We start from the raw sequence: 26421 nt of genomic DNA on the forward strand, positions 1-26421 counted from the left end.
TTTTTAACTAAACAATTGTCCCCCAAATCTTAATGGTTTTATCCGCACCGGCACTCACCAGCGTCTTCCCATCAGGCGCGATTGCTACCGAATAAACGACATCCAAATGACCTGCAAGCGTATGGTATTCTTTGCCAGTTTGTAGGTTCCAAATCTTAATGGTTTTATCCGCACCGGCACTCACCAACGTCTCCCCATCTGGAGCAATCGCCACCGAATAAACCGCTCCCGAATGACCGCTGAGCGTGCGTACTAGCTGGCCGGTTTGTAGATTCCAAATTTTAATCGTTTTATCCGCGCCGGCACTCACCAACGTCTCCCCATCTGGAGCAATCGCCACTGAATAAACCGACCCTGAATGACCTCTCAATGTATGGCGCAACTGTTCAGTTTTCGGGTGCCAAATTTTAATCGTTTTATCCGCGCTGGCACTCACCAGCGTCTCGCCATCGGAACTAATTGCTATAGAATAAACCCACTCTTTATGGCCGAATAACGTCCGCACCGGCTCCCCGGTTTGTAGGTTCCAAATTTTGACTTTGTGAGAGCCACTAGCTAAAGTTTCGCCATCCGGACTAAGTGCGAGAGCGTGAATTGACTTTTTATGTCCGAACAGAGTGCGAAGCAATTTGCCAGAGTGCAGATCCCAGATATAAATATGACTTCTCTGCTCAGTTTTATCACTACTGGCGAGAATTTTACCGTCTGGGCTGATCGTGAGGGTCAACACTTGGCCGGCATGACTTGTAAACTGATAAGTCTGCTGGCCGGTTTTTAGATGCCAAAGTCCAATTATATTTTTCTCAACCCCACCGCCAAACACTTGACCATCTGGACTAATAGCGATGCCGGTGGGCCGGCCTGAAACCCCGCTGACACTGTGCGACAGAACAAGTTTTTCCAGGTTGAATTTCCCCGTGAAACTGGCCATCCCGCTCAGCAGGTTCTCCACTTGGGCAACCGCCTGATCATCCCCCAAAGCCTCCAAACATTCCTTCAGCTGCTCCAAATACTCCCGATCTTCTTTCGCCACAGCAGACTTCATCGCCTCTAAGGCTTTCACGCCTGCCGGCTGGGGTAGCTGCCGCTGTTCCAGCCAAGACGTTAGGGAATATTCCACTTGCTCCTTCGCCCAAGATTTATCGGGCAGTTGCGTGAGACTTTTCGCTAATTTCACAGCCATTTCTGGCACCCAATAAGGGCGCTCGTACGCCAACGTTTTCAAGACATCTTGATAGCTAGAAACAGCAGCTTGCATTACCTGTTTCAGCAGTTGTTGGTTAGCGCCTTCTTGAAATACATGGGGTAACAGTTCTGGCAATCGCGGGGAAACGTCATGATAAACCAAATGATGAACATCTGCCATCCAGCCGGCAACTAAACAGTGACAACTGGTTAATAACTGACTAACTGCTTCAAAATCTTTGCTATTAATTTGATAAGCAAACGATAGTTCGCTCACATCTATGCCGGCTTGTTTCAATTCCTCTTCTTCTTCTAAAATTTTTAGGTTAATCGCATTTTGTCCACCCAATTTATCGATCTCTACAAAAGTTTTTCCCATCGCCAGCAGTTTATCTCGCGTTGCTTTCCATTTCAAAGCTCGCGTTTTTGCCGACTCATAAATCAGGTGCCGGTAAGGAAGCTTAACAATCGTTTCATAACAGTAATTGTCTTGGGATAAACCCCAGTAAGCCATGCGGAAATTTAAGAAATCTCCCTCAATTTCTGACTCCAATATTAAAGTTGGTTCAGATTTAAGCATCCCAAATAGTGCTTTAATGCTAGATTCACCTTGAAACCGCCGGCTGTCCCAAGCACCACCTAAAAATTCTGTGGGTCTAATTTGGCTGTGTAGCGGATAATGTTCACTGAGAAATTCTCGCAGTCCTTGAGCTAAATTTGGCTCAATGTTGGGAATCACCGGCCCTTGTCCCAACTGATCCTCAAACGTTGCTGCCAATCTTTCTAAGTTGGGAGGTGCGACAATAATTCGTAACGGAATCGGGCCGCTGCCGGTGTGGGATTTGAGAATTTGCGAAGGCAGTAGTCGCAGAGGCCAGCTATCAAGAATTTTCTCAACTTCAGGCAATTTGAGTGCGATCTCTCGTCTTTCGGTTGCCAGTTGGATTTGTGTCTCGCGGTTGTAAGTCGCTAGCTGCTGCTGAAAGGCTTTCTCTTGCGCGAAACGCCATTGCTGATACTCCTGGCTGTTTTGCTGAATTGCCCAGCTAGCACTCTGGATGAATTCTTGAATTTCTCCACTATATTCAAGTCCCAGTTTCGCTAGATTTTTCGCAAAAGATTGCCCATTTTTATCTTCTACATGGGAATCATTTCCTAAATATTCCAGCATGAGCTGCGCTTGCCGGTGTTTCTCATCCAGTTCAATATGTATAGTGCTTAACGGTTGACCGTTCCTCATATACATTAAAGTGTTAAAAATAGGCACCGCATATTCGATGAGTAACTTAATCCATTGCTCCATAACTACCTTTATGATGAGTAATCGGCTTTCGTTGCGTTGCTAAATTGCCTTAAGATTTGGTTAAAGCGTTGGTGCCGGCACCTTACCCTGCAATTTTAGTGCCACCCCAAACAGATATAGTAATCCTAAACGTGTAAATACCGCAGTCAGCCAGATTACTCTAGCCAATTCGTTACACCTTTATTTTGTGCCGGCTTAATCGCAAACAATTTCTTGTCTCAATTGTTCTGAAGTCGCCGCGATTGGGTAATTTAGGATATTTCACCCATCATTGCCGGAAAAATTGACACCCTGAAAAGTTGAGGACAAGTTTAGCCGGCTCATCCTTTAAACTAAACCATCCTCGCCACTATCAGCTTGGTTTAAAAACAGACTTTGTTGACCTAGTTAGGCATTTTCGGCAATTTATTGCAAGTATTTAGCAATTAAATACAATCTATATGCTGAACTTATTGCTAGTTTGGTTCAGTCATCAATTTTTATATTAAAAACAAAAATTAGATTATTGTCTATAAGTCAAGCAATTATTACAAATCTTTGTGCCCACATCAATAGGCTTTAACCTCTCTGTGTTTCTGTGACATGGACAGAGGAAGGCACACGAATAGTTTTGAGTTAGGGCCGGCAGATGTTCTGGACAAGACCCTGTTTCGGGTTCAACTCGTTTCAATTTAATGCTTAACATCTGTCGAACTCAGCCAGTTTCCCTTTCATCTCATTCATCAAGTCTGAGAATCGGGAGTATTGAATCTTCAATAGGCGCTAGGGCTGCACTGTATGGCCATCAGCCCTAGCTGAATGGAACACCAGCCAATATGCGTACGTCATCACATTTGGCTGAATCTCCCCACAGCAGTGCTTCTCAGCCCCCAGTCCTGTCCCCTTAAAACTTCAGCTTCTTCCCATCACCCAGTAGCACAGCACCTGCCGGCACCCTCAATGACAAGTTGTTGAGCCAACTAGGTAATGCGAAGCATTATCAATTAGCCTCTTTTCTTGAAAATTAGATGCAAAAATCGCTATGATTTTCAATAAAGAGACCTATTTGGGAAGATAATTATGGCTCTCTACACAGCAACTTCATTGAAAGCCGAACTCAATTCGAGGGGGTGGCGTCTGACGCCCCAGCGAGAGACTATTTTGCACGTCTTTCAAAATCTTCCCAGGGGCAACCACCTGAGTGCGGAGGATCTCTACAATCTGCTGCAACGTCGTGGGGAAGCAATTAGCCTGTCCACCATCTACCGGACACTGAAGTTGATGGCACGGATGGGGCTTTTGCGTGAACTGGAGCTTGCTGAAGGCCATAAACATTATGAACTCAATCAGCCATATCCGCATCACCACCATCATTTGGTGTGCATTCAGTGCAACAAAACGATTGAATTCAAAAATGACACGATTTTAAAAAGTGGCTTAAAACAAGCAGAAAAATCCGGCTTGCAGATGATTGACTGTCAGCTAACCATTCATACCATTTGTCCGGAAGCATTGCGCCAGGGATGGCCTTCTTTGCTGCCGAGTAATTGGTCATGCCCACGCTCTCAAATGGAAGCACATCCCTGGGATGAAAGCGAACTCCACACCCATGAACTCCATGCGGAGGAGGTTGCACACTAAGCCAACGTCAAAAGTCATGCCGGTGATAAACTCCGTTAAAAAACTCCCCTTTTTAGACAAAAAAGCGCAAAGGAACGCTTAGTTGGCTCCTCTGCGCTTTTTTAGTTGACAATTTCCTTACACACCGGCATTAGGGCCAAAATACTCAGGCGTGAAACTGCCATGCAAGCCATAAGGCACATGATGCTTCAAATGCAGACGCGCCACCGGCCCTTTATTTAAGTCACGCGCATCTAAAATGACCACATCAGAACGATGGTGAGCGCTATCATAAACCAACATGATCAGCCAGCCATCATCCTCAGCCGTACTACCCGGACGCGGTACAAACACCGGCTCACCGGCAAACCCCCGTGGTGCGGCACTCCACATTTGGCGATTTCCCGTGACTAAATCAATTTTCAGCACAGCTTGCAATGGCGCATTGCCGGTGGGGGCATCCGCCGCACCAATATATAAGTATCGGTAAGAGCGTCCCACATTATCGGGATGCAACGTGGGAAACTCACAACACCGGCTTTCTACCACCTGATGCCGTACGGTTTTCTCCTGCAAATTCACCCGCAACCGCCACAATTCGCCGGCAGGAATCGCCTCAAAATCAACGTCGCGGAAGTCTCCATCTGGCTCAACACTGGGGAAAGACTCATAACAAACCGAGTCCACAAAAATGTTATCCCCTTCTTCCCAAGCATTCGCGTGGTGGAAGACAAAACAAGGCTCAGTGTCTAAAATTTGAACCTCACGCTTACCATCACGGGGAATAATAATGACTCGCGTTGGTTGATTCGGGTTAAATTGCAAACATTGGCCGGCGCTCCGCAATCCTAACAAGAAAGGCAGAGGATTGAGCGAAACAGGATTTTGGAAAAAGATGCAATAATTCGGCGTAATCGCCATATCATGCAGGAAAGCAAAACCCGGAACCGAGTGAGCATGACGCTCTACAACTTTGCCATCCACATCTAATTCGTAAATCGTAATCGTGGTGGAAAGTCCGGGTTTGACAGAGAAATTAACTAATCTCTGCTCCCCATTTTCCTGCCTATTTTCAATTCGGGGATGAGCCGCAAAAGCGTCACCGGCTTTTAAAACACCATCAAGCGAATCTAACCCAATCGTTTCTAAGGTGTGAGGATCAAGCCGGTGGGGTTCAGCCGCTTCCCATAATGCCAGAAGTTTGCCACCCCAATAAATAATATGAGTGTTGGCAATATTTTTCATCTTGATATCAAAAATATTAGCCAACCAACCGCCCGCTTTTTGTGTGCCAAATACACCGCGATGGAGAATTTTCCCGGCTTTCTTTTCGGCTAAATAACCCTCAGTGTGGACAAAGCGGTTGCGGAAGTGGGCGCGACCATTAGAGAAACCGACCGAACACACCATGCCATCCCCATCAAACGGGTGATGGATGCGTTCGCCATTCACATCCAGCAAACCAGGGCCATTCCGAAAGAAAGTGCCGTGAAGTTCCGGCGGAATTTGACCCTCTATGTCATCAATCCAGTAGTCATGTTCATTCGGTTGAGATTCATAACCGCGCTGCCAGTCATTGCGGTTGTAGGGCACCTTTTCAGATGTTGGTGCCGGCCCCGCAATCTGTAGATTCTGCATGATGGTAAAACCTCTTGTTTTGTAATTTTTGAAAAGCAGAAATAGGCAGATTAAGTCAATAAAAATCTGCGTTAGCCTGTGGCAGGCTGCGCTATTATCTGCGGTTAATTCGTAAACTCCAAAGACACAAACCTTTAGCAGATTATCTGCCTATGCCTCACGGCACGCTGCGCTATCATCAGTCGGGTGCTTATCAGACAAACCCCCCGCCGGCAACAATTCCGGCATAAAATCCGGGACAAGATGCTGCCCCACCGGCTTAGCACTGCTAAACCCAGGTTCAAGAGCCGGTAATGATTCTGCAGTCGCACCTTCTCCATCACTTTGAGCACTACTTGCCGGCAGCAAACCCAGAAAAGGAAGCGGCAGAAGCGTCGAAAGATTCGTAATCAAAACCAACAACCAAAGTTTGTCAAAATTAGTCTGAGTGATACCAAACCAGTGCATCAACAGCGCACCAAATTGATAAGAAAGCAGCCCAGCCAAATTCGTTACAGACATTAGCAAAGCAAATAAAGTTGCTTCAACACCGGGTGGACAAAGACGTGCAGCTAACACCAACACCGGCATATAAGCAATTTGCCCCATCACCGTCAGTACCAGGCTGTCGCCCAAACTAAACCAGTGATCATCAATTCCCAATGCACGGTTAGCATGAGTAACCAACAATAGAGTTGTCATCCCCAAAACGGCTGAAATTAAAGTTGACCAGCCGAAAATGGTGCGAAAGGGGACAGATTTAAAGAAGCGCTGAAATAACCAGACGCCGGCAAGAGAGGCGATGCTGGTGACAAGGCGCACACGACCCAGAAATTCCGGTTCAAAGCCTAATTCATTGGTGGTGAAGTAGAAAAAGGCAGCGTCAGCCGTTGGCGTAACTTGCAAGATGAAAAGAAAAGCAGTCGGCATCCAGATCGCTTTCTGGGTAATCGCTTGACGCAGCTGCCCAATTTGCTGCTTGACTGTGTCGAAGTTGGGTTGCTCAGTCACCGGCGACTCGGCAATTAACCAAGCGACGGCTGAGACGATGAGGGGGAAGGATGCCGTGATCAGAAAGATCGTGTGGGTGCTGAAGTGTTGGAGTAAAGCACCGCTAAAGTACGCTGTGATTAATGCGCCTAGAGAAGAAGCGCCCCAGCAGACTGATTGCAGCGAGCCGGCAGTGCTAGCAGATTCTTGCCGCGCCCGTTCCACCACGAGGGAGTCTACAATCACGTCACTGACAGCGACAGCGAGAGAACTCAAAGCGATCGCAGCGGTAGCAGCCCAGGCGTTATGAACGACGGTGGCCAGGGCTACCCAAGCGGATGTCCCTAACAGCCCTGATAGAATGAGGTAGGGACGCCGGCGGTAGTTTAGAATCGGCAAGCCATCGGAAATAAAGCCAAACAAAGGTTTGATTATCCAGGGCAAAGCGACAACCCCAAACAAAGCCGACACTTCGGCAGGACTCAACCCCAGTTCGTCTTTGAGAAAGAAACTGACGGCGAGACGCGCTAACCCCAGAATTCCTTGAACGAAATAAACAAGTAAGATTGCGATTAATTCTGGGGTTGGCTCATTGCCAAAAAACACTTTTTCTGTTATTGATTCTTTGAACTTGGCTAGGCCAGAGGAAGAAATCAACATTTGATTAAAATTCATTAAGAAGCTTCAACTTTTATATCATACCGTTCTCAGTGAGTGGCTGCCGACTAGGGAGGATGTGAAGAAGGGGCCACAATCAAGAAATATCGGTCTGTGGTAAGAAGACAACAATCGGATAAATACTGTGCCGGTGCTATCTCATCAAAGAGTTATTTGGATCAGAAAATTTGAAAATTCCATCAATTTAGCCGGTACTACCCAGTATAAGAGCGTCTTCAAGCGGTTTATCAGATACCAGATGCCGAACTTAGAGCCAACAAAGCCGGTTCAACAAAGAAGCAATAATCTGTATAAATTGGAGGATATTTCCCAGGAAGTTTTAAACTTTACGAGTATTTTCAGGAAAATCAGGCATTGTCCTCGCATTTGTCCATCAGCATCAGCGCAATATCGATCAGGCAGAGCATTAAGTTCTCAAGTTTTGATGAGGCTGAGAAATTTTTTTGCCGGCAGCCACGAATCAGGATTCATGGGCGGTAGTGATGCCGGCAACTTTATTGATTAGTCCGTTTATGGAGAAAAGACCAAATATTTTTGTGGGGAATGTAATCAACACGATATCAGCCACGCCAGACTTTTTACTTAAAATCGAGAGTCGTCACACCTTCCCACCCTTGGGAAACACCATAATGCAGATATTCCTGGCATCGTTTTACATAAAGCATGGCAGCTTTATCGTGGGCATTTATCGCTAATATTTCTTGAAACTGTTTTTTTGCCTTAGGAAAATCTTGCCGGCTATAAGCTGAAAACGCTTGTTCAAAAAGCCCTCGCGTTTCGCTCTTTAACAAGTTTGACGAGTCCAACTTTTCATCATACACTTCATAGACTGCAACCGCTTCACTCTTCCCTTTCACCCGAACCCGATCTAGAAAGCGATACTGAATGCTCGATACATTTTTCAGTTGGGCAATGGTCTGTTCGCTCACCAAAATACCGGCTCCATAAACCTTAGTTAATCCTTCCAACCGAGATGCTAGATTGACGGCATCAGAAATTACGGTTGTGTCCATCCGTTCCGATTCACCAACGGTTCCGAGCATTAAATTGCCTGTATGCAAGCCTATGCCAATTTTAATGGGAGCGTAACCGACTTTCTGACGATGTTGGTTATAGAGTCTCACTTCTTTTTGCATAGCCAGTGCCGCCAAGATAGCGTCCGAAGCTGACTCAGGAAACAAAGCCATAATTGCATCGCCGATGTATTTATCAATAAATCCCTTGTGCTGACGAATTAAGGGGCTAACGCGGCTTAAATAAGAGTTGATAAAACTAAAAGTTTCCTGGGTCGTCATAGACTCTGACAGCGTTGTAAATGATCGAATATCAGAAAACATGACGGTCATTTCTTGTTGCATTTGATCTCCAAAATTGACATCAATAATGCTTTCTTTCTCTAAGAACTTGAGAAAATTATGCGGAACAAATCGCCCATAAGCAGAAGTTAATTTAGCTAAATACAAATGCGTTTTAATTCGAGCTAGCATTTCTTGTTTTTGAATCGGCTTGCAGAGATAATCATTGGCTCCCGATTCAAATCCTGCCACAATATCTGCGACTTGATTTTTTGCCGTTAGCATGACAATCGGGAGTTCGTGTGCGGGAAAGCGTTCGCGAATTTGTTGGCACACTTCATACCCCGTCATTTTCGGCATCATCACATCCAGTAAAATGAGGTCGGGAATAAAACCTTCTTGAATAATTTCCAGAGCTTCTTGTCCGTTACTGGCTTTGGTAATCGCATAATTGTATAGAGAGAGAATGTTTACAAGTACCTGAAGGTTAACGGGTTCATCATCTACTATCAAGACTTTGAATTGCTTTTGATTTAGGATTGTTTCATTTTCTGGCCGTGCTAAAGGAAGCACTAACTCTAAAGGAACACTATCAGAAATAGCAGTAGGGGCTTTCGTAGATTTAACTTGAGCCTGAGAAATGGGTAAGGTAAATGTAAATTGCGAACCTTGTCCCAGTTGAGATTTAACGCTAATTTCTCCTCCGTGCAATTCCACCAGTTTTTTTGTAACAGCAAGTCCCAGTCCTGTACCTCCATATTCTCTAGCGGTGGAACCTTCGGCTTGTTCAAAGGATTCAAAGATGCTCTCAAATTTATCTTCAGGAATCCCAATTCCTGTGTCGGAGATAGTAATCGCTATTTTTTCATTCTCATTCGTCACTGACGGCTGAGTGTTGAGGATTTCGGCTGAGAGAGTGATGGTTCCATAGGGAGTGAATTTAATGGCGTTGCCGACGAGGTTGTGCAAAATTTGTTGCAGACGATCTTCGTCAGCTTCTACAAGGGGTAAAGCAACGGGAATGGCGTTCACGAGTTGCAAGTTTTTATTGGCAATTAAGGGGTTACTTAGGGTTAAAACTACCTGGGTCACTGCTCGTAAGTCTACGGGTTTGAGTTGTAGTTCTAAGTTTTTATGCCGGAGTTTGGAGAAGTCGAGAACATCATTGATTAGCCTTGACAAACGACGACCACTAGAGGCAATTAAGTTAAGGTTTGCTGCGGTGGCTGCCGGCAATTGGCCGGTTGCGCCATCTACCAAGGATTCGGCAATGCCAATGATGCCATTGAGGGGAGTGCGGAGTTCGTGAGAGGTATTTGCTAAAAACTCATCTTTGAGTTGATCTAGGCGCTTTAATTCTTCGTTTTGTGCTTCTAATCTGACAAATGATGCTTTCAATTGTCCAGCCATGCCGGCGAAGGACTGGGCTAGGGTTTTTAGTTCGCTAATCCCTTTGACGGCAACGAGACGATCAAATTCTCCTCTGGCAATGGCTTGTGAGGCTTGGTTTAATTGGTGAACTGGTCGGGTTATCCAGCGGGCTGTGAGAATTCCGATGCCGGTTGCCAAGCATAAGGAAACAATACACAGCACAATTGTAGTGCGGGTATTCTGGTTTATCTGTTCCATGAAGTCTGCTTCAGGAACCACCACAACTATCAACCAATCCAGACCTCGATTGTCACGCAACGGAGTTATCTGAAGAAATTCCTGCTGGTCATTTAGCTCGAAGGTCAGAAACTGGCTACTATTAATTTCGCTAAGATTGCCAAAGCGCTCGATTAAATACTTTGCAGTGGAGCGAATTAAAATATCTTTGCTTTCGGTCGCTTTCATCCGTTCTGCCTGACCGTTTCGCATGACAAACGGCTTATCAAGCGTGGAAGAAGCAATCAATAATCCCGAACGTTCAACGATAAAGCTCTGTGCGGAAGGACTAATTTTTAAGTTGCGGAGAAAGTCACCAATTTGTGAGAGAAATAAAGTCGTTCCTAAAACGCCTAACTTCTTGCCGTTTTTGTCGTAGACAGGAACAATGGCATCGGTTACAACTTCCGCTGTGCCATAGCCGAGATAAACTGGACTCCAGCCCGGTTTCCCTTGTTGCATCGCGGCTTTATACCAAGGCCGTTTTCGAGGATCGTAGGGTCCATTATCTCTTAAAAGTTTGTCTCGGTGACCTTTGCTGTTTACCGTGTAGGTATAGTAGTGATTTCGGGTGGAGGCGTCGGCGGCTTCAATGTTAAGAGTGCCATCATCACGAACTCGCACCACTCCAATAAATTCTCCAAACTCATTGCCCCATTCAATATAGCCCACCGCTTGAAACAAGTTGAGCTGTTTCAACAAGTAGCTCTCGATGCTGCTCAAGTCTCGCGGGCGCAATAAACCCTGCTCGATAGCATCGAGGTTTATCTGATTGACAATGTGGGGGGTTTCTAAGTAGGGACGAAAGCGTTCTTCAATGCGGGCTGTGGCGGCGGTTTGCAACTGAGCAGTCAGCTCGTTTACTGCCTTTTGCCCGTTGCGAAACGACAGCCAGCCGGTCAGTCCCACTGCGGCAAAGATTTGCAGGATAAAAGGAACAATGAGAACGGCTTGCAAAGAAATCTGCTTAGGAAATCGGGCAACTAAACGGTTCAAAAATTCGGTTGACATGGGGGTGAGCCGAGTATGCTGTAAAAAAAGTATAAGGGAGTTGCACAAGCCTTATATGGGTTATCCCAGATCATTAGAAAATAAAAGACAATGTAAAAAAATGTAATAATTCATATTTATTTAAGTTTTTATAATACTTACTGTTTTTTTGTAATGATTAAATTACTGCTCAAAACTAATAAATGCCTGTTTTTTTGTTTATAAAGCTAGCATTTTCACTGAAACCTAAAATTAAAGGTTTTTATAAATATCTGAAATAACCTTGTTTCTTCATTTTTTTATTGGAGGATTTGATAACTGATACATGGGCGATTGCAGCAACACAAGATGCCGTAAAAATTAGCACAAATACTTAAACAAAAAAGTGTTCTGTTAGTCACTTTTATGGCCGGCAAGTGATGGGTGGGCTGGTTTGGGCAACTGCCGATATGTTAATCCTGAAATTGGCTTGTTTTGGATAGGTGACTAGGCGCTGTAAGCAATCTATAAAACATCTCAAAGCAAGCGAAACAACATTACTGTAAGATAGATGGCCGGCACACCCACTCCAGAATTCGGTAAAATCCAAACAAAGACAGTGGGCTGGGTTCTGGCAACCAAAAAACTTGGATCGCCATCATAAAAAATATTATCGGTCAGCGTGTAATTTTATAGAGGTGGTAAAAATGGGCAGATGGCAAACAGGCTCGGCATTCCTTGCAGCCTTGGGACTGACAACCGGCAGCCTTGCTCCCTTGGCAATTCACAGCCCAGCCTTAGCCCGCACAACCTTTGAAGATGTGCAGGGGCATTGGGCGCAATTGTGCATTGAACGATTGGCACAGCAGGGTGTTGTCACCGGCTATCTCGATGGTACATTCCGTCCGAATGCGCTAATGTCGCGGGGGGAATTTGCCACAGTTGTCGCTCAAGCGTTTTTCAGTGCACCGGCAGTCGGCAACGACGTCCCATTTTTTGATGTTCCCACCCGTACCCGCACCGGCACCGCAGTTCGCACTGCCCGTCAAACCGGCTTTCTTGCCGGCTTTCCCAGTGGCGTCTTCCAACCCGATGAACCCCTGACTCGTGTTCAAGCAATCGTTTCCTTAACCAATGGATTAAACTTGGCACCGACTAACTTTGCCGTCAGCGAGTTAGGGCTGGTTTATGATGATGCGAAATCGATTCCCGATTATGCCCTCAATTCAATCGTTGCCGCAACAGAAAGAGGGTTAATTGTCAACTATCCCGAAATCCGCTTCCTTCAACCCAACCAGCCGGCAACACGGGCAGAAGTCGCAGCCTTTGTCTGTCAAGCACTTGCTAGTTCCGGGAAAGCTTCGCCGGTCGCGCAGCAGTATGTCGTCGCCCCCCCAAGTTCTGGAGGCATCCAAACCAATGTTCAAACCTCTCCCAACGGACAAGTGCGGGCGCAGCTGACTTATCAGAAAGAAAATTATGTGTTCAGCAACCTGCGTGTCAAAGTTGAACAAGCCGGGCAAACGTTGCTAGACTCTCCGTTGCCGGTTGGTGGCGGCGTCAGTTCTTCCTTAGCATTTCGATTGCTTGATTTAGATGGCGATACGGAACCGGAACTGTTAATCGATTTATTTCCACGCGGGGAAGGCTGCTGTACTTATTCTTTGATTTATCGCTATCTTCCCGCATCTGGACAGTATACTTATCTGCAACAACCGTGGGGATATGCCGGCTACAATCTCAGAGATTTCAATCAGGATGGTGTGCCAGAATTTGAAAGTCAAGATCCGCGATTTGGCTTGCGATTTGCTTCGACTTATGAGGAAGCGGCAGCTCCTCTTCAAATTTGGCAATACCGGCAAGGGCAGATGTTTGATGTTACTCGTCAATATCCGATTTTAGTCGCAGATAATTCTAGTAAATTATTGCAAGATTATGAATCTCGGCTCATTCAAGGTCAGGATGTCAGATCAGTCTTAGCGGCATATCTTGCGAATCAATTCTTGCTGGGTCAAGGTCGCGAAGCCTGGAGTGAAGTGCAGAGTAATTATGCCGGCAGTGATCGCACGCAATATTTGGAAAATTTACGGGGATTCCTTCGCAGTATCGGCTATTCTCAGTAAAGAAAGTAAGAAGAAAAAAGGCAATCGTTTTATTAGTGGAAATTTTCTAAATCATGAAACCGCCAGTAACGCTCCCTCACAAAAAAATGAATTCTCTGGCTAATAGCAGAAATAAAAAGTCACCCCTTGAAAATGTCCCTGAAAGGAAAAAATATTCCTCTTCAGTCGGATTCATCCGACTTTCGTTATTAGCTGGGGATTTTAAGTTTAAGTGGGTGAGCCGGCATCGAGAAAATGTCACGAAAACAAAGGATTGCGGAAAAAATTTCAGGTATAAAGATATCTTCCTGATTGCAGTTTCCATCTTACTTTTACCGGCACCGGCACCGGCAGCGTTTGTGCAACCGGAACGCAGTCAAAAAGGCATGGTTGTCTCTGCTCATCCTTCGGGAAGTGATGCCGGTGTGGCGATGTTGGAACAGGGTGGCAATGCCGTTGATGCAGCAGTGGCGACGGCTTTTGCAATTTCTGTGGTTGAGCCATTTTCCGCCGGCATTGGGGGTGGTGGGTTTTTGCTGCTGCACCAAGCCGGTACAAAAGATGTGAAGGCGTTGGACTTTCGGGAACGCGCACCCCTGGCGGCAACGCGAGATATGTACCTGGATCAAGCGGGTAAGGTGCGCCCAAATTCTAGCCTAAACGGACATCTGGCGGCGGGTGTACCGGGAACGGTTGCCGGGTTATATGAAGTTCACCGGCAGTATGGAAAATTGCCCTGGTCATCAGTGGTGCAGCCGGCAATTCGTCTGGCAAATCAAGGTTTTTTAGTAGGCCGGAAGTACGTGACCTATGCAGAATATCGCAAAGAGATGCTGCTGAGTAACCCAGCCGCCCGCGAGATTTTCACCGTTGATGGGAGGATGTACGCCGTGGGAGAGCGTTTGCAGCAGTGGAGTTTGGCCCAAACCTTGCAGAATATTGCCGCAGATCCCCAAAGTTTTTACACCGGCGTCACTGCCCAGGCGATCGCTGCAGATATGGCGAAAAATGGCGGTTTAATCACCCTGGAAGACCTGAAAGCTTACAAACCGATCTGGCGTGAACCGCTGTGTGGGGTGGCGCTGCAAGTGGAAATTTGCTCCATGCCGCCGCCTTCTTCGGGTGGGGTTCACCTGTTAGAAATTTTAAATATTATCGGGGATACAAATTTAAAATCTTTGGGTTGGCACCATCCAGACGCACTGCACCTAATCGCGGAAGCCATGAAAATTGCTTATGCGGATCGTTCTAAACATTTGGGAGATCCGGATTTTGTGAAGGTGCCGGTGGCGTCGCTGATTAGCCCAGATTATGCTAAATTACGGCGTCAGGAAATCGAGATGGGACGAGCCAGACCGGCAACTGAAGTGAAGCCGGTAGATGCCGAGACACTAAGCCGATTTGCCAAGGGTGAATCCCAAGATACCACGCATTTAACAGTGGTGGATGCAGAGCACAATGTTGTCAGCTTAACCTTTACCGTGAACGGTCCCTTTGGTGCCGGCGTCGTGGCGGAGGGAACCGGCATTCTGCTTAACAACGAGATGGATGATTTTGCGATCGCACTGAATACACCGAATCTATTCGGGTTGGTAGGCAGCGAAGCCAATGCGATCGCACCGGGAAAAACGCCGCTTTCCAGTATGACGCCGGTGATTGTCAGGGAAAATGGCAAATTGCGGATGGCTGCCGGTGCTCCGGGTGGCAGTACCATTATCACCACCGTGCTGCAAATTGTGCTGAATGTGCTGGTTTATGAGATGGATGCCGGTGCTGCGGTTTCTGCGCCGCGTTTGCACCATCAATGGTTGCCTGATCAACTGCGGGTGGAACCTTGGGGGTTTGATCCGGCAACGCTAGAAGAATTGCGCCGGCGGGGTCATCAGATTGATGTGCAACCCGTTTGGGGCAATGGCAATGTGGTTGTGGTAACACCGGATGGGACATTAGAAGGAGCAGCCGATCCGCGTGGGGAAGGTGCGGCGCGAGGCTTTTTTGAGGCAATGCCAATGCCAATGTGGTCGTGGTAACGCCGGATGGGACGTTAGAAGGAGCAGCTGATGGGGAAGTTGCGGCGCGAGGGTTTTAAAAACCATTGATAAAAAAGGCAAAAGACAAGTTTTTACGCACATCTGGGAAGATGGAATGTAATTGCCCTTGAGTATCCATTCTGGTTACAAAGGTACAAGGCTTGTCGAAGTTGGGAATCTGGGAGTAAAGAGTCATGCAATTCGTGTCCGACCCATCGATCACTGTTAAAATCCGCAAGATGAATGAGCGGGTGCGGTGGCGGCACTCCATGATTGCCGAACGTTCTATCGATCAAACCCGAATGGTTGTGGACGATGGCAAAGACGACTCTCCAGAGTTTTCATTTTTGGTTGTCGGAGATAGCGGATCGGGCCGGCATGGCAGTCAAAACCCACAACGGCAAATTGCAGAACAAATGGCGCTACAGCGAGACAGTTGCCGGTTTGTGCTGCACACCGGCGACGTGATTTATCTCGTGGGATCGAGCGAATATTACCCCGAAAACTTTATCAAGCCTTATCGAGAGTTTCTTGCCGGCGGCGAGCATCCTGACCGCATTGATTATGACAAGATGGTGTTTAACTTGCCGTTTCTGCCGGTGTTGGGCAATCACGATTACTATGACTTGCCTTTAGTCTACGGTGTGATGTCTTTAGTCGCGCTGCCACTTCGCCGGTTGCTGCGATCTCGGCTGGATCTTGATATAGGTTTGCATGGTTCAGGGCAAGGCAAAGCGTATGCGAAAGCGTTCCTCGATTACCTTCAAGGCGTTAACGATTGGGAGCTGGGAAATCATTTAGACCGGCATTACACCGCCACAACAGAAACCGGGCGATGTCTGCGTTACGAACCCGGACGTTTTACTCGCTTACCTAACCGTTATTATAGCTTTCGTTACGGTGGAATTGACTTTTTTGCCCTCGATTCAAATACTTTTAATGCACCCCCACCGTTGCCGGCAACCAAAGAAGGGGATGCTTACCGCCGTCTGTTAGAAAAGCGCCGGGATGAGTTAGACCAACAACAAGTTGAAATTGCCGAAACTTCGTCTCGTCTTAACCCCAATGTCCCCGATGAAGCAGAACATCTCGACGATTTGCGGACTAAGTTAGAGCAACTTGAAGAGTTAACGATTGATATTAATAAACAACTGGCAGCCGACGCAACAACGGTTACTGATTTTGAACAACTTGATTGGCTCAAACAACAACTCATCGAATCATGGAATACTGAAGGAGTGCGCGGACGGGTGATTTATTTTCACCATCCCCCCTATGTGACTGAGGCAACAAAATGGCAGCAGGCGCAAACTTTAACCGTTCGCCGGCATCTCCGCTGGGTGTTGGATGGGGTGTCTGTGGTAGTTGGAGATCAGGCGCAAGGGCGTCCGCTTGTGGATTTAATTTTAAACGGTCACGCTCACTGCTTGGAATATCTTCGCAGCGATGATACCGGCCATGCGGATTCTAACCTTAATTGGATTGTTTGCGGTGGCAGTGGTTACAGTCTGCGCCGGCAGCGGGAAGAAGGGCCGGATTTGATGGAAACTTTCTGGGAAACTGAAGGCAAGGATCTACTAAAAGTCGCCCAGTCCCAGCTTTTTATCGGTCGTAAGGGACACGGTTCTAAAAAACGCCGGCCTTATTCTTTTCTGCGAATTGATGTTAAGGATGGTTTTCCGCCTAAATTTATCGTCCGTCCGTTTATCTCCGAACGCTTTCAGCGGCAATGGACACATCACGAAAGCGAATCCTTTGAGATTTAAGTTTGAGCCGGCGAAGGAGAGACAGAACACCATAATCGTGAAAAATCTCAACTTCTAATCCCGGCTTCAATCTCCAAACTTCATGACTTACTAACAGCTTCTCGGTGGTTGTCGATTGCCGGCATTGATGCGACTAAAATCCTTAAGATTCAACAAAGCACTCCTATACCGAATCTTATTGCCTACCTTTTGACCTCGACGAACATCCAAGTTTCTCGCCAGATCCCACTTCACAAATTGTTCGCCGGTGCTAATTACGGTTTCCTTCGTGTTGAAAGGTGGTTCAGAAGTTTCTACAGCTTGGCCGGCTACAGTATTTCCATTCACTTTGCCATCAATGCAAATCGTGTTTCCTGAATCAATTTGATTGTAATAACCAAGAATCTGATTTCCTTTCTTACGGAATAAAAAGTAAAAACCTCCCGCTTTCACTAATTCTTCGTCACTCACAACTTTTGACGAGAGTTGAGCGGTAACATAGCGATAATTTCCATCGGGGAGCGTTCCAACTGGAGAATTATTATTGGGTGTCTTTGCGGGATCAAAATCATTGAGTTGAGTCAGATACTTTTGTAAATCTTCCGTGCGCTCTTTCGTCAGTTTTTCAAAACATCCATTCCGAAATATTGGATATTCCCGTCCATCTGGCGAAGCAGGTATTTCAAAACCGCAACTGCTATCACGAAACTTAATCCATGTATTCTCCACCTCTATGAGCCGGTCTTTTTGCTCCCCACTTACCACCGCAAGAACTTTTTGATAAACCTCATTTAACTGTTTATCTGCGGCTTGATAAGACTGAGTGGAACAAGTTATCATTTCAGGCGTGGTTGTGGCATTTTTGCAATCAACATTTTGGGCAATAATGTCCCCTGATGCCGCAATGCTTAAACTTGCGAAGAATGATAAGAGTGCAATGACTGCCAGAATAGCAGAAGTTCTGAATTTTCTAAGCATAGTTTTCTCTATTTTTCAAGATTACAATAATTTTCGAGCATCACCTTTTCGTTAGCGTTGCACTTATCTCAAGCAAAAAATTAGTGCAATAGCTCTGATTTTGCTAAGAAAAAGGTGGAAGTTAACTGAGGACAAGCAATACCTAAACTGCCAAATTGACAGCATCTCACGAGCCTTTCGACTCGTTGAATAAAGTTTGTTGCTTTTTAATATTGTCCCCTTTTGTCAAAAGGTTTAAAGTTTTCGGTAGATTTTGGCCGCCTCTAAAAGATAGATACTCTTCTAAAGCAGCCGTGCGTCGTCTTGTTAGTCGTTCAAGGCATTGGAGGAGTGCAGTTCCATATCCTGTTGAGGTTCGGTAAAGATAAGTTTCAAACTCGCAGCTACCGTCTCGCAATTTAATCCAAGTTTGCTGAATCTCAATGAGTTGATTTTTTTTATCGGGGCTTAAGGTTAAAAGGACTTGCTGATAAATCTCATTTAAACGTTTGTCTGCGGCTTCATAAGACAAGCCGGCGCAATATTTGAGTTCGACTTCCGATGTGGGTTTAGAGCAATTGATGTTTTCCGGTGCCGCTAGGCTGGGAGTAGAGAGGAGTGATAAAAGCCCAATTGCGATTAGAATAACGGAAATTATCTGTTTTCTGACTACACTTATCCGATGGCTATCAAGTTTTGAGATATTCTTAAGCATTTCTTCTCCTTTAGTGTTACACCGGCAGCGAATTCCCTTACCAGGGTTCAGGTGATCTGGTAATAAGCTTTCTGTGTCTCTCCTCAATTAAACATGATAAATTGGCTAATTTTCATAAGATTTATTAAAACTTTAAAGCTTCTAGTGATAGTTGTAAATCAAGGGTGACTTGGGTTAGGGTACGACAAAGCCGGCAGGGCGCTAGAGAGGGACTTAACTCAGTTAAACTGGTGAGAATCAAGAGCCGGTATCAACTCCTCCTCAATCTTTAACTTTATTTAAACTTTTTTAAAAATCCGTTCTGACTCAACGGGCATTTGCCGTTTAAAATAATTGCTATAGATAACCCTGAAAGAAACTTGAGCGAATATGTTAAAAACAAAACAGATTTTAGGCATGGTATCCTTAACATCACTGCTTTTGTTTGGCCTACAGTCATACACAACAGCACAGTGGCAGGATGAAGAAGGTGTCCCTGCCGGTTTAATCGAACAAGCCATTTCTGAAAATGCTTCCAGTGAGGTTGAACCCGATAAAACCACCATCCAAACTGTGCGGGAAGCCGGTCAACAAGTTCCACTTTATCTTATTGAATTCAAAAGTGCGAATCTTTGTGGTGCAACGGGATGCCTTCATGTGGGATATATTCCTGCCGGCCAAAATTATCAGCGAGTGTTAGGAGTCTATCTCACTGAATCTAATATTACCGTATCTAACCGGGTACAAAATGGACTGCCTTGCCTGAATTTTCCGGTTCCACCTGATGCTGTGGCAACCTGGTGTTATGACGGATCGAAGTATGCACTTTCAAGGTAATTCGTTGCCGGTTAAGCACTGACTGTAGCGGTTGCAATGGGGTGAAATTTAGATGATGCCGGTTTTGCCGTTGAAACCTTAACCTGACCAATTACGGCCCTTATCGCCCTAAAAATCGCTATCGCGTTTACGGATATTCTTGCATTCTGGCTATAGTTTGCTACACTCGTCTTACCACTGGCGCACTCAGGGTTCATTCTGCATATTAATTCAAGCAACCTATAGCATCAACCCTATTTAAAAATAGAGTTGTATCAATTATTAATTCCTAAAAGTTATTTCCCCTAAAACGAGCAGTCGCTTGAAGTTATGTTATTTACAACTTACCAATTTTTACTATTTTTCATTATAACTTTCATAATTGCAATTTTCTTAAAAAGAAAAGTCGTTCCGTATAAAATATTTTTATTGTTAATAAGTTTGATTTTTTATTCATTTTGGAATTTTTCTTTTTTAGCGTTGCTGGTGACGAGTACGATAGTTAATTATTTGCTTCTTCAAAGTCTGTTTGTAACTAACGACAGGCAGATATTTTTAATAATGGGTTTGACTTTTAATATTGGATTTTTAGGAGTTTTTAAATACTATAATTTCTTTACAGACACTTTGTTCAATCTTTTAAATACCCTTAATATACAATCAAATTTACAACTATTGCAAATTATCGCTCCCGTTGGCGTCTCATTCTATACTTTTAGAATAATATCCCATTTAGTAGATTGCTATAATCAAAAACTTGAATGCCCTAGTTTTCTGGATTATACCGTCTACATTACCTATTTCCCCCAAATTGCTTCAGGGCCAATTGCCAGAGCCAAAGAATTTTATTCTCAACTCAATAGCCCCAATAAATATGATTATCAAATCGAAGAAGTGACGACTTTAATTTTATCGGGATTATTTAAAAAATACACTTTATCTAGTTTTTTATTTAATTTTACTCAACTTCCTTTCCTCTCGCCTCAGCAATATTCCAGCATCGATCTGAGCTTGGCTGCAATTTCCTATTCTTGCTTAATTTATGTAGATTTTAGCGGATATTCAGATTTAGCCAATGGAATTTCCTGTTTGCTGGGTTTTAAACCTATCCCAAACTTTAATATGCCTTACCGAGCTTTAAGCCTGCAAGAGTTTTGGAGAAGATGGCATATTAGCCTTTCTGAATGGTTGAGAGATTATGTCTATATTCCTTTAGGGGGTAATAAAAATGGTAAATTTAGCAAATATATAAATTTGTTGTTGACAATGCTAATCGGTGGTTTTTGGCATGGTGCCGGCTTGAATTTTATTGTCTGGGGTGCGATTCACGGCTTAGGATTAATTGTCAATCATCTGTGGCAAGATTTATCAAAATTTGTTCGCTTTACTAAAATCCCTTTTCTTTCTTCACTTGCTCCTATATTTTTCTGGGTTATCACATTTTGCTTCATCACCTGTAGCTGGATATTTTTTAACAGTAGCAGTTCGGAAAGCGCTATGATTTTTTTATACGGAATTATTCACTCAGAAGTTAACACCTTTCAATTTAATTTTTGGCAGCTATACTTGGTTATTGCAATTGTTGCCCTAATCAACTTTTACGGAAATCAGTTAAATAAGCTGTTTTTAACTGTACTTTCAGTTAAAAGCTTATTATTTCAAGTTGTTTTAGTTTCCCTGCTTGTATATTCTATCCTAATGCTTGGCCCAAACACGGTTCCGCCTTTTATTTACTTTAATTTTTAAAATATATGAAAGATCGCGACTTTTTACTGATTGTTATTTCAGTTACCCTAATTTTGATTTTTTCTAATTTTACTTTATTTATCAAAAGCTTGGCATCTAGTAAATTTGCCAATCCTCAACTTAAACAAGCCGCCGAACATCTAAAAATAGAGAGTTATAGAAAAAATGAACAAGCGTTTTGGAGCAAAATAAAAGAAGTTAATATTGATGAAATTAATATAACTTCAGAAAATGTCGCTGTAGAAAAACCGCTGGAAGACAAACCCAAACAAGTCCCGGATAATAAGCCTAAACAAGAAATAAAAAAACCAAATAAACAGCCAACAACCTCAAAAAGCAAAGCGGAAAAACCTTATTCTCGCTTTTTAGTTGTAGGAGACTCAATAGTGTTGGATATTGGAGTTCAGCTTCAGTCCACTCTGCAAAAATCTTATAAAATCACTCAGATAAAAATTGACTATAAAATATCTACCGGCTTAAATAGAATAGATTATTACGACTGGTATGCTAGAACAACCCAACTAATCAAAGCTTATAAACCAGATGTGCTTGTGGTTATGTTTGGCGGAAATGACGATCAAGACATAACAGACTTTCAAGGTAAATACAGACGCATTCTTACAACTGAATGGAAACAAGCCTATCGAGAAAGAGTAGAAAAGTATGCGAAATTAGTTTCCTCACCCCCAGTTAGAAAAGTTTACTGGATCGGACAACCCATATCTAGCAAGCCTCGCTATAGCAAATTTTTCTTAATTTTTAATGAAATTTACAGAGACGTGAGTAAAAATTATCCGAAAATTGAATATATCTCTTCTTGGGAAAAATTTTCTGTTGGAGGCAAGTTTGCTCCAATCCTTGCCGATAAAGCAGGTAAGCGAGGCTATGTAAAAGCCAATGATGGTGTGCATTTGACTCCACATGGCGCTAAGATTTTAAGTAATTTAGTGATTGAAAAAATGCTTCAAGATAAAATTTTAAAAAAATTAGAATCAAAGCCGGCACTTCCTAAAGTGAAACCAACCACAGAAAAAGTGAAGTGAGAAAAGATAAAGTCATAACTTGAGAGTTTAACGTTCCTCGGCTTATGTTTTACTCAAAAAAAACGTTAACGTAGGAAAAATTACTATTAAGGACAAATTCGATCTTTACCCCAGCTTGCCCTTAATAGTGTTCAAGAAAATAACTAAGAACTTCAACCGTTCAATTTAGACAGCATTGTAGCCACATTTTCACCCAACTTCTCAATAGAAGCTTGCTGTTGAGGATCTTTCAAGGTTCCGTCTGCATTAAACGCTTCATGAATCTTGGGAATCGCCACTTGATCGGGAAGTACAATAACTTTAATATTGCCAAGAAGCGAACGCAGATGAACTAATCCACGCAAACCCCCTAAGCCTCCTGGTGAAGCACTCATAATTGCTGCAACTTTATCGGAAAAACAAGCCAGCATCGGTTCATCAGCAGAAGCGGGACGTGAAGCCCAATCAATGGCATTTTTTAAAACTGCAGAAAATGAACTGTTGTACTCAGGAGAAGCAATTAACAATCCCTGATGCGCCATCATCAATTCTTTTAATTTCAGAGCATTTTGAGGCAGTCCTTCTTGAGCTTCTAAATCCCCATCATAGAGAGGCATGGGGAGGTCACGCAAATCCAAATAAGTTACCTCAGCGCCGGCAGATCGCGCTCCTTGTGCAGCAACCTTCACCAGCTTTTTGTGGTAAGAATCCATGCGGGTGCTGCCGGCAAATGCTAAAATTTTTGGCGTGTCAGTCATAGGTCAGTCTGTTTTATTGTGATGAGTAAAACGATCAAAGCAACTCAGTTGTTAACAGAATCTTACACTGTTTTTATGCTGACCGGCAGCAGCGAGTTAAGAGGAAACAACCGGCAGCGAATAAATCGAAAAGCCGGCTGAATCCATTGAAGCGCTTGCTACCGATCAACAACAGGCACATTTGTTGCCGGCAATACATGAACTATGCCAAGTCAAACAACAGAAGTTCTGAGGCTGTATTCGCCATGACAACCACACGATTTTCCTCGCTAATTGCCGCAGCATCACCGGCACTCAGAGACAAACCATTCACTGTAATTTCACCCTGCGCGACTTGTACCCAAACGTGCCGGTTTGGGCTAAGTTCATGAACAACCTTTTCCCCAGCATCAAGCACACTCGCATACAGATTGACATCTTGATGAACCGTCACCGAACCATCTTGCCCTTCTGGTGAAGCAATCAAACGCAACTGATTCCGCTTTTCTGCCGTTGGATAGGTTTTTTGCTCATAACTTGGCGGTAAATTTTTTTGATCTGGCACGATCCAAATTTGCAGCAAATGCACCTGCTCGGTTTTAGAAGGGTTGTACTCGCTGTGAGTTACACCCGTGCCGGCACTCATTTTTTGCACCTCACCCGGACTAATAATCGAGCCGGTTCCCAAACTATCTTTGTGTTCTAACGCCCCTTCCAAGACATAAGTAATAATTTCCATGTCTCTGTGGGGATGCGTGCCAAAACCCCGCCCCGGTTGCACCCAATCTTCGTTAATCACTCGTAAAGCCCTAAATCCCATGTTATTGGGATCGTAATAATTGGCGAATGAAAAAGAGTGATAAGAATCCAGCCAACCGTGATTTGCGTGTCCCCGTTCTTCAGATTTCCGTAGTGTAATCACTGTCGCCTCCTAATAATTTGAATGTCTTTTCAAGAGTGCCGGCACAAAAGCACCGCCCCTACAGCCTGGTTATGATTTTTCTGAGAATTTGCCTTCGCCGGCCTCTCATTTCTTCCAGCTACTCACCCTCAACAGATCGCTAATTTAAAGTTGAGTGTTGACACCGTTACAAAAAAGAGAATTTGCCGTAATTTTTCGCGGGTTTATTCATAAATTTCCCTCAAATATTCATCGCAGGTTTAAAGTTATATTTGTAACTTTCCTTGCCCCTGCTTTCTTCTATATACACTGTAAAATAAGTACAGCTTTAATGTAAAGAATGCACTTTAAAGTAAGATACTACCCAAAAAGATACTAAGGAGCGAAAACATGGAAAGCCGCGCTCACAGCGACAAACCCACCTGTGCAGTAGAAACCGCCCTCAAAGTCATTGGGGGACGCTGGAAAGTTTTAATTATTCGAGAATTGTTTCAAGGAGTCAAACGTTTCGGGGAATTACATCGCGCCATGCACGGCATCACCCAGAAGATGCTCACCCAGCAGTTGCGAGAGATGGAACAAGACGGCATCGTTCACCGGCAAGTTTATTTACAAGTCCCCCCCAAGGTAGAATACTCCCTCACACCCTTAGGGGAATCACTCAAACCCGTTCTCAACTCAATCCACGAATGGGGCATTCAATATGAAGAAGGCAAAACAGATCATTTTGAAGAATAAACCACTAGCCAAAATCTCCACTAGCCAATTTATCTCAAACACCAACAGTTAACCCATCTGCGTTTATCTGTGGACGCAGGTGAAACCCGAATCTGCTACGCTCGTCATTCAAGTTTCACCTGCGGAATCTGCGGTAAAAAAAATCCGGCATTACATTTTTGTTCGACTGCTACTCACACCCCGTAACGTAGTTGGAAGAGTGTCTTCTTACAAAGAGGAAGGTGCCGGTTCAAGCTCAACCGATAATATGGAGTCTGAGCGCGATCATGCCCACTAGCACCACCAATCCGAGCGCCTGACGGAAGTAGTTGACCCCATCAAACAACTCCTGCCATGCCCAGGTGAACAAAGCACCGAACGCCACTAAATCAAATCCTGTCTGGAGATTGCCGCCGGGGAGGACGGGTTGAAGTAGGGTGGCTGCCAACCCTACTAGAAGCGGCAGATTGGGCATCTGAGCAATGACAATGTTGCCCTCACTGTCTCGAAAAGTGCGATCAAACAAGGTGGTTCCCTGTACCTTAAGCTCTGCTGAATCAGGATTCAATTGGGACGACATCTACTCTGCCTCAATGCGACTAAACCCAAATTTTAGGCCGCTTCCGTTTACTTGGCGACTCACTAAAGTTGGAGATTGGGGTAAAACTAGGGTTTGTGCGACTAGGGTTCCGATAGAAGAATTAGCCAAAAATCAACGACCCGTCGGGCAGATATCTGGAGATGTATCGGGGCATCGTTCATGCACAGCGCAGGCAAGCTGATCTGTGAGGAAGTGGGGTTATTGACGGAACTCTTCTAACCCGGAGGGAGGAGAGGGTTCGGGTTCGTCAGGGCAGAATTCAATAACTACTCTGATTCTGACTTTTCCTTTAATCCATTGAGAGCTTCCGAGTTTTAGGAATTTTGCTGTCATACCTTCGTTTATCCATCGTTCATCTCCTATTAAATTCCTAAACAAAAATCCATTTAGACGACTTAGCCATTTGCTTACTACTTGAACGCTCTCTAGCGGGATGCGGAATTGAGTATCCTCCTCTATAGAAACAACATGGTCGCCTTCATCTATCTGTTCAAATGGCATTGCTGTTCCTCGTAAGGGATAGGGGCTTGGGGCTACAACCCGCGAAGCCATCCAAAATTATTTCACTCGATTAAATGCTAGGTCACAACTGACTTTTCATCAGCCCTGAATCGTTCTCGCCCAAAGGCGACAAGCCGACTCGTGAGGAAGCGCGGCTATTGACGAAACTCTTCTAACCCGGAGGGAGGAGAGGGTTCGGGTTCGTCAGGGCAAAATTCAACTACTATCCTGTACCTAACCCTTCCATGAATCCATTGAGAGGCACCAATTTTTAGGAGCTGACTTTTTACGCCTTCATTTACCCATGCAGACCCTGGGTTGCTACCTAGTTTATACAATAAGAATTCAGTCAAGAACTTTGATAAAGCGCTTGTTACGTGAACCTTATCACGATAGTGATCGGAAATCATCATATCTTTTTCTTCTATAGAGAAGACGTGGTTCTCTCCCTCTAACTGTTCAAATTTCATTACTGTTCCTTGCGTAAGGGTTAGAGGCTCAGGGGTGCCACCCGCGAAGCCATATAAAATTATCCCCCTCGATGTCGGGTTCATCTTAAAAATTATCTC

At 44.5% G+C, this 26421-nt stretch carries 20 protein-coding genes; 9 read left to right on the forward strand and 11 right to left on the reverse strand.

Going from position 1 to position 26421, the window contains the following annotated elements:
- Positions 1-7 precede the first annotated feature (7 nt).
- Positions 8-2488, reverse strand: a complete 2481-nt coding sequence (locus H6F73_RS07095; RefSeq protein WP_190758064.1) for a WD40 repeat domain-containing protein — start codon at positions 2486-2488, stop codon at positions 8-10.
- A gap of 1059 nt (positions 2489-3547) precedes the next feature.
- On the opposite strand from H6F73_RS07095, the gene H6F73_RS07100 reads away from it, so the two are divergent.
- Entirely contained in the window at positions 3548-4108 is a 561-nt protein-coding gene (locus H6F73_RS07100) for a transcriptional repressor (protein WP_190758065.1), read from the forward strand.
- A 117-nt stretch (positions 4109-4225) separates the two neighbouring features.
- Here H6F73_RS07100 and H6F73_RS07105 read toward each other — a convergent pair whose 3' ends face one another.
- A complete protein-coding gene (locus H6F73_RS07105; protein WP_190758066.1) occupies positions 4226-5725 on the reverse strand; it encodes a carotenoid oxygenase family protein in 1500 nt (499 codons plus the stop codon).
- A 150-nt stretch (positions 5726-5875) separates the two neighbouring features.
- Complete coding sequence (locus H6F73_RS07110; RefSeq protein WP_190758357.1) at positions 5876-7354, reverse strand: folate/biopterin family MFS transporter; 1479 nt, start codon at positions 7352-7354, stop codon at positions 5876-5878.
- Between the two features lie 256 nt (positions 7355-7610).
- Here H6F73_RS07110 and H6F73_RS07115 point away from each other — a divergent pair, with 256 nt between their 5' ends.
- On the forward strand, positions 7611-7877 hold the full coding sequence (locus tag H6F73_RS07115; protein ID WP_190758067.1) for a hypothetical protein: 267 nt from the start codon (positions 7611-7613) through the stop codon (positions 7875-7877).
- 73 nt (positions 7878-7950) lie between these two features.
- On the opposite strand, the gene H6F73_RS07120 is transcribed toward H6F73_RS07115, so the two are convergent.
- Positions 7951-11325 carry an ATP-binding protein gene (locus H6F73_RS07120; RefSeq protein WP_190758068.1) on the reverse strand — a complete coding sequence of 1125 codons (3375 nt, stop codon included), beginning with the start codon at positions 11323-11325 and terminating at the stop codon, positions 7951-7953.
- 665 nt (positions 11326-11990) lie between these two features.
- Between H6F73_RS07120 and H6F73_RS07125 the strand changes: the two genes are divergently transcribed.
- The 3 genes from H6F73_RS07125 to H6F73_RS07135 all read left to right on the forward strand — a co-directional run bounded on the left by H6F73_RS07125 (position 11991) and on the right by H6F73_RS07135 (position 17181).
- Entirely contained in the window at positions 11991-13406 is a 1416-nt protein-coding gene (locus H6F73_RS07125) for an S-layer homology domain-containing protein (RefSeq protein WP_190758069.1), read from the forward strand.
- 53 nt (positions 13407-13459) lie between these two features.
- Positions 13460-15415 (forward strand): gamma-glutamyltransferase, encoded by a 1956-nt coding sequence (ggt, locus tag H6F73_RS07130; protein WP_242072359.1) that lies wholly within the window; start codon positions 13460-13462, stop codon positions 15413-15415.
- Positions 15416-15609: 194 nt separating this feature from the next.
- Complete coding sequence (locus tag H6F73_RS07135) at positions 15610-17181, forward strand: metallophosphoesterase (RefSeq protein ID WP_190758070.1); 1572 nt, start codon at positions 15610-15612, stop codon at positions 17179-17181.
- A gap of 90 nt (positions 17182-17271) precedes the next feature.
- On the opposite strand, the gene H6F73_RS07140 is transcribed toward H6F73_RS07135, so the two are convergent.
- Positions 17272-18138, reverse strand: coding sequence for a lysozyme inhibitor LprI family protein (locus tag H6F73_RS07140; RefSeq protein ID WP_190758071.1), 867 nt, complete (start codon positions 18136-18138; stop codon positions 17272-17274).
- Between the two features lie 166 nt (positions 18139-18304).
- Positions 18305-18832: a lysozyme inhibitor LprI family protein gene (locus H6F73_RS07145; protein WP_190758072.1), complete on the reverse strand. Its 528-nt coding sequence runs from the start codon at positions 18830-18832 to the stop codon at positions 18305-18307.
- A gap of 369 nt (positions 18833-19201) precedes the next feature.
- Between H6F73_RS07145 and H6F73_RS07150 the strand changes: the two genes are divergently transcribed.
- The 3 genes from H6F73_RS07150 to H6F73_RS07160 all read left to right on the forward strand — a co-directional run bounded on the left by H6F73_RS07150 (position 19202) and on the right by H6F73_RS07160 (position 22416).
- On the forward strand, positions 19202-19648 hold the full coding sequence (locus H6F73_RS07150) for a hypothetical protein (protein ID WP_190758073.1): 447 nt from the start codon (positions 19202-19204) through the stop codon (positions 19646-19648).
- 309 nt (positions 19649-19957) lie between these two features.
- Positions 19958-21373 carry an MBOAT family O-acyltransferase gene (locus tag H6F73_RS07155; RefSeq protein ID WP_190758074.1) on the forward strand — a complete coding sequence of 472 codons (1416 nt, stop codon included), beginning with the start codon at positions 19958-19960 and terminating at the stop codon, positions 21371-21373.
- Between the two features lie 5 nt (positions 21374-21378).
- Positions 21379-22416, forward strand: a complete 1038-nt coding sequence (locus H6F73_RS07160) for a DUF459 domain-containing protein (RefSeq protein WP_190758075.1) — start codon at positions 21379-21381, stop codon at positions 22414-22416.
- 152 nt (positions 22417-22568) lie between these two features.
- Here the strand turns inward: H6F73_RS07160 and H6F73_RS07165 are convergent, their stop codons facing one another.
- Positions 22569-23153, reverse strand: a complete 585-nt coding sequence (locus H6F73_RS07165) for an NAD(P)H-dependent oxidoreductase (RefSeq protein WP_190758076.1) — start codon at positions 23151-23153, stop codon at positions 22569-22571.
- 202 nt (positions 23154-23355) lie between these two features.
- The gene (locus tag H6F73_RS07170) at positions 23356-24054 is read right to left on the reverse strand and encodes a pirin family protein (protein ID WP_190758077.1); all 699 of its coding nucleotides are present in this window, start codon (positions 24052-24054) and stop codon (positions 23356-23358) included.
- Between the two features lie 369 nt (positions 24055-24423).
- Between H6F73_RS07170 and H6F73_RS07175 the strand changes: the two genes are divergently transcribed.
- On the forward strand, positions 24424-24771 hold the full coding sequence (locus H6F73_RS07175) for a helix-turn-helix domain-containing protein (RefSeq protein ID WP_190758078.1): 348 nt from the start codon (positions 24424-24426) through the stop codon (positions 24769-24771).
- Positions 24772-25006: 235 nt separating this feature from the next.
- Here the strand turns inward: H6F73_RS07175 and H6F73_RS07180 are convergent, their stop codons facing one another.
- The 3 genes from H6F73_RS07180 to H6F73_RS07190 form a co-directional block, all read right to left on the reverse strand.
- Positions 25007-25330: a hypothetical protein gene (locus H6F73_RS07180; RefSeq protein ID WP_190758079.1), complete on the reverse strand. Its 324-nt coding sequence runs from the start codon at positions 25328-25330 to the stop codon at positions 25007-25009.
- A gap of 219 nt (positions 25331-25549) precedes the next feature.
- Complete coding sequence (locus tag H6F73_RS07185) at positions 25550-25852, reverse strand: KGK domain-containing protein (RefSeq protein ID WP_199330444.1); 303 nt, start codon at positions 25850-25852, stop codon at positions 25550-25552.
- Between the two features lie 155 nt (positions 25853-26007).
- On the reverse strand, positions 26008-26322 hold the full coding sequence (locus H6F73_RS07190) for a KGK domain-containing protein (RefSeq protein WP_190758081.1): 315 nt from the start codon (positions 26320-26322) through the stop codon (positions 26008-26010).
- Positions 26323-26421: the final 99 nt, after the last annotated feature.

The sequence above is a fragment of the Microcoleus sp. FACHB-68 genome (assembly GCF_014695715.1).
Taxonomy (GTDB): domain Bacteria; phylum Cyanobacteriota; class Cyanobacteriia; order Cyanobacteriales; family Oscillatoriaceae; genus FACHB-68.

Coding starts and splice junctions, on each gene's coding strand:
- H6F73_RS07165 (WP_190758076.1), bottom strand. CDS start 23,153: ATGACTGACACGCCAAAAATTTTAGCATTTGCCGGCAGCACCCGCATG.
- H6F73_RS07145 (WP_190758072.1), bottom strand. CDS start 18,832: ATGCTTAAGAATATCTCAAAACTTGATAGCCATCGGATAAGTGTAGTC.
- H6F73_RS07155 (WP_190758074.1), top strand. CDS start 19,958: ATGTTATTTACAACTTACCAATTTTTACTATTTTTCATTATAACTTTC.
- H6F73_RS07140 (WP_190758071.1), bottom strand. CDS start 18,138: ATGCTTAGAAAATTCAGAACTTCTGCTATTCTGGCAGTCATTGCACTC.
- H6F73_RS07190 (WP_190758081.1), bottom strand. CDS start 26,322: ATGAAATTTGAACAGTTAGAGGGAGAGAACCACGTCTTCTCTATAGAA.
- H6F73_RS07180 (WP_190758079.1), bottom strand. CDS start 25,330: ATGTCGTCCCAATTGAATCCTGATTCAGCAGAGCTTAAGGTACAGGGA.
- H6F73_RS07125 (WP_190758069.1), top strand. CDS start 11,991: ATGGGCAGATGGCAAACAGGCTCGGCATTCCTTGCAGCCTTGGGACTG.
- H6F73_RS07120 (WP_190758068.1), bottom strand. CDS start 11,325: ATGTCAACCGAATTTTTGAACCGTTTAGTTGCCCGATTTCCTAAGCAG.
- H6F73_RS07175 (WP_190758078.1), top strand. CDS start 24,424: ATGGAAAGCCGCGCTCACAGCGACAAACCCACCTGTGCAGTAGAAACC.
- ggt (WP_242072359.1), top strand. CDS start 13,460: ATGAAACCGCCAGTAACGCTCCCTCACAAAAAAATGAATTCTCTGGCT.
- H6F73_RS07150 (WP_190758073.1), top strand. CDS start 19,202: ATGTTAAAAACAAAACAGATTTTAGGCATGGTATCCTTAACATCACTG.
- H6F73_RS07095 (WP_190758064.1), bottom strand. CDS start 2,488: ATGGAGCAATGGATTAAGTTACTCATCGAATATGCGGTGCCTATTTTT.
- H6F73_RS07135 (WP_190758070.1), top strand. CDS start 15,610: ATGCAATTCGTGTCCGACCCATCGATCACTGTTAAAATCCGCAAGATG.
- H6F73_RS07105 (WP_190758066.1), bottom strand. CDS start 5,725: ATGCAGAATCTACAGATTGCGGGGCCGGCACCAACATCTGAAAAGGTG.
- H6F73_RS07185 (WP_199330444.1), bottom strand. CDS start 25,852: ATGCCATTTGAACAGATAGATGAAGGCGACCATGTTGTTTCTATAGAG.
- H6F73_RS07115 (WP_190758067.1), top strand. CDS start 7,611: ATGCCGAACTTAGAGCCAACAAAGCCGGTTCAACAAAGAAGCAATAAT.
- H6F73_RS07100 (WP_190758065.1), top strand. CDS start 3,548: ATGGCTCTCTACACAGCAACTTCATTGAAAGCCGAACTCAATTCGAGG.
- H6F73_RS07160 (WP_190758075.1), top strand. CDS start 21,379: ATGAAAGATCGCGACTTTTTACTGATTGTTATTTCAGTTACCCTAATT.
- H6F73_RS07110 (WP_190758357.1), bottom strand. CDS start 7,354: ATGTTGATTTCTTCCTCTGGCCTAGCCAAGTTCAAAGAATCAATAACA.